Origin of the sequence: Pricia sp. (genome assembly GCF_041745955.1) — a bacterium.
Taxonomy (GTDB): domain Bacteria; phylum Bacteroidota; class Bacteroidia; order Flavobacteriales; family Flavobacteriaceae; genus Pricia.
In genome coordinates this window covers 1-3,593 of record NZ_JBGTHY010000456.1, presented here as the reverse complement: position 1 = coordinate 3,593, position 3,593 = coordinate 1, and the positions used below count along the sequence as shown (strand labels likewise).

General features: G+C 46.8%; 3 protein-coding genes. All 3 read left to right on the top strand.

Annotated elements, in window-relative coordinates; genetic code table 11:
• Positions 1–115: 115 nt before the first annotated feature.
• Positions 116–937, top strand: a complete 822-nt coding sequence (gene kdsA, locus ACEW8S_RS16195; RefSeq protein WP_373519162.1) for a 3-deoxy-8-phosphooctulonate synthase — start codon at positions 116–118, stop codon at positions 935–937.
• 73 nt (positions 938–1,010) lie between these two features.
• A complete protein-coding gene (locus ACEW8S_RS16190; RefSeq protein ID WP_373519161.1) occupies positions 1,011–2,615 on the top strand; it encodes a sulfatase in 1,605 nt (534 codons plus the stop codon).
• Positions 2,616–3,055: 440 nt separating this feature from the next.
• The coding region (locus ACEW8S_RS16185) for a PHP domain-containing protein (RefSeq protein ID WP_373519160.1) at positions 3,056–3,593 on the top strand (538 nt) is incomplete at its 3' end.

Genomic DNA, 3,593 nt, shown 5'->3' with positions numbered 1-3,593 from the left:
TTAAGATAGCGCATATCGAAAAAAATGCTTTCTTGTCCATTAGTATTGGATTGGCGTCCATCGAATCTAAAAACTAAATCACAGTTTTCCAGTATATTTGAGGAAAATTTAAGATATGGACCTTTCGCTTATCCCCAAACTCAAACACGCTGATAGCAACAACTTCTTTCTCCTTTCTGGGCCCTGTGCCATTGAAGGAGAGGATATGGCCCTGCGTATTGCGGAGCATATCGTCAAAGTGACGGACGCATTGAAAATTCCGTATATTTTTAAGGGAAGTTTTAAAAAGGCGAACCGCAGCCGTGTGGATTCCTTTATGGGCATCGGGGATGAAAAGGCGTTGAAGATTCTTCGGAAAGTTTCCGAAACTTTTGACGTACCTACTGTGACCGATATCCATGAAACTTCCGATGCCGCCATGGCCGCGGAATATGTGGATGTACTCCAGATTCCCGCTTTTCTGGTGCGTCAGACGGACTTAGTGGTAGCCGCTGCCGAAACCGGAAAGGTGGTCAACCTTAAAAAAGGACAGTTTATGAGTCCCGAAAGCATGAAACACGCTGTGGCCAAAGTAACCGATTCCGGTAACGTACAGGTGTGTATCACAGACCGTGGCACCATGTTCGGCTATCAGGATATGATTGTAGATTTCAGGGGCATCCCGACCATGAAACAATACGCCCCGGTGGTCTTGGATGTTACCCATTCCCTACAACAGCCCAACCAGTCTTCGGGAGTCACCGGCGGCCGCCCCGAACTCATCAATACCATGGCCCGGGCGGGTATCGCAGCCGGCGTGGACGGTATCTTTATGGAGACACATTTCGACCCTGCCAATGCCAAGAGCGATGGGGCGAATATGCTGCATCTGGATCATTTGGAGCAATTGTTGACCACTTTGACCGCGCTGCGGAAGACGGTCAACGCCCTGACATAACTAAGGTTACCTGCCTACCGGCAGGCAAGCTTTTTTTTCAGTACTTTGGATGTTTAACTAAAACCATCCAAAGATGAAAGCCAGTTTTGCCATCCTATCCATCCTTCTACTCATTTTTATTTCTTCCTGTGCGGATGAAACATCCGAGGAAAAAGAGAAGAAACGCCCGAACATCGTATTTATCATGTCCGATGATCACGCCTATCAGGCCATCAGCGCGTACAACGACAAACTGATCCAAACGCCCAACATCGACCGGCTTGCCAATGAAGGGATGCTCTTTACCAATGCCAGTGTCACCAATTCCATTTGTGCGCCTTCCCGTGCTGTCATCCTCACCGGAAAGCATAGCCATATCAACGGCAAAATCGATAATCTCACTCCTTTTGACACGACCAACGTGACCTTTCCACAAATCCTTCAAAAAGCGGGCTACCAGACGGCCATGTTCGGAAAACTGCATTTTGGGAATAATCCCAAAGGGTTCGACGAGTTCAAGATCCTTCCGGGGCAGGGGGATTATTACAATCCCAAGTTCATCACCCAAAAAGGCGATACGACCATTCAAGGCTATGTGACCGACATCACGACCGATCTTACTTTGGACTGGATGGAAAAGCGGAGGGACACTACAAAACCCTTCCTATTAATGTACCTGCACAAAGCGCCCCATCGGTCGTGGCTTCCCGCAAAACGGCATTATACCGAGTTCGCGAAAAAAACTTTTCCGTTACCCGAAACCCTATTTGACGATTATGCAAACCGAGGGACGGCTGCCGCGACGGCGGAAATGAACATCCTCAAACACATGACCTACAATTATGACAATAAGGTGTACCCCGAAATCATAGAAGAACTCGGCATTAAAGACCGCGAACTCAACAATCCCATCGAACGTATGACCTCAGAACAACGGGCTTCTTGGGATTCTATTTACGGCCCGATCAACGCCGATTTCAAAAAACGGTATCCCAACATGAACGACTCCACCTTGATGGTCTGGAAATACCAACGTTACATGCAGGACTATCTGGGTACTATCGCCGCCGTCGACGAAAATGTCGGCCGGGTGTTGGACTATCTTGATGAAGAGGGATTGACAGAGAACACGTTAGTCGTCTACACTTCCGACCAAGGCTTCTATCTCGGCGAGCACGGATGGTTCGATAAGCGGTTTATGTACGACGAATCGTTCACGACGCCCTTGCTGATCCGGTGGCCACATGAGATTGCGCCCCATACCACCTCCGACGAAATGGTCCAGAACCTCGATTTTGCACAGACTTTTCTAGAGGCCGCCGGGGTGAACGCGCCCGATAATATGCAAGGGGAAAGTCTCATGCCCCTTCTAAAGGGGGAAACCGAAAAATGGGACAGGGATGCCGTCTACTACCACTATTACGAGTACCCCGCCGAACACGCCGTGAAAAGACATTACGGTATCGCGACCGAGGATTTTAAACTCATCCATTTCTATTTCGATGTCGACGAATGGGAGCTCTACGATCGTAAAAAAGATCCGATGGAAATGAACAATGTATACGACGACCCGGCCTACGCCGATACTGTCACCGAAATGAAGGAAAAGCTGACCGCCATCCGAGAAAAGTATAACGATTCGGATGCGCTAAGTGAACAGTACATCGATATTTATAAGGATAAGGGATTGATAGAATGATGCTGGGTGGCGGTCAAAAAATTCAAGAAAATATCTTCCATTTTATAGAACCAAAGTTCTTTTTTTTTGTAGAAAAGCAATAATTTTTTACCCGTTAGGGAAAATTTACATTAAATAAACCACTAGTTTAGATAAGGCTGTCAAACATTTGATTTTTAATTATATAAATACAAAGGTTAAACAAAATATTTTGACTGTTTTAGCCATGGCACCACCCTTTATTTCCAGAACTTTTTATCCCTCACACGGAATGCATCATGTAGTACATCGACTAGAATCGTATCGTCAATTTCATCCAAGGTTGTGTAGCGTAAGGAGCGCATCATTTTACGTCCGGCAGGGGTTCAAATCGAGTTAAATTTACGGTTTCTTAATCAAATCGTTTTATCCCTTTCCATACCGAACAATTAAAATCACTATTTTTGGGAAAACCACAGGTCATGAAGATTTTAACCCTCCTATTTTCCCTACTAACTTGTGCAATCGGCATTGCCCAAGACCATTCCCACACCGGAGCCCAGCCCCTCACCTATCCCGATATCGAGGGATACAAAACCCTCAAGACCGACCTGCACCAGCACACCGTATTTTCGGATGGCGATGTTTGGCCAAAAATACGGGTGCAGGAAGCACTTCGTGAAAATTTGGATGCCATTTCCCTGACCGAACATTTGGAATACCAGCCCCATAAGGAAGATATTCCACACCCTGACCGTAATCGTTCCTTTGAATTGGCTAAGGCCATGGAAGAGGCAGTTGAACATGGCTTGCTAATCGTTCATGGCTCGGAAATAACCCATTCCGAACCCGTGGGGCACAGCAATGCCATCTTTATTTCAGATGCGAACCCATTGGTACAGGACAAACCCGAAGACGCCTTTGCTACCGCCAAAAAGCAGGATGCCTTTGTGTTCTGGAACCATCCGGCCTGGCATGCCCAAAGTCCCAAAGGCACTCCGATTCTTAGCGACTTTCAAA

Excerpts from the sequence above, each read along its gene's own strand:
- kdsA (WP_373519162.1), top strand. The coding sequence starts at position 116 with ATGGACCTTTCGCTTATCCCCAAACTCAAACACGCTGATAGCAACAAC.
- ACEW8S_RS16190 (WP_373519161.1), top strand. The coding sequence starts at position 1,011 with ATGAAAGCCAGTTTTGCCATCCTATCCATCCTTCTACTCATTTTTATT.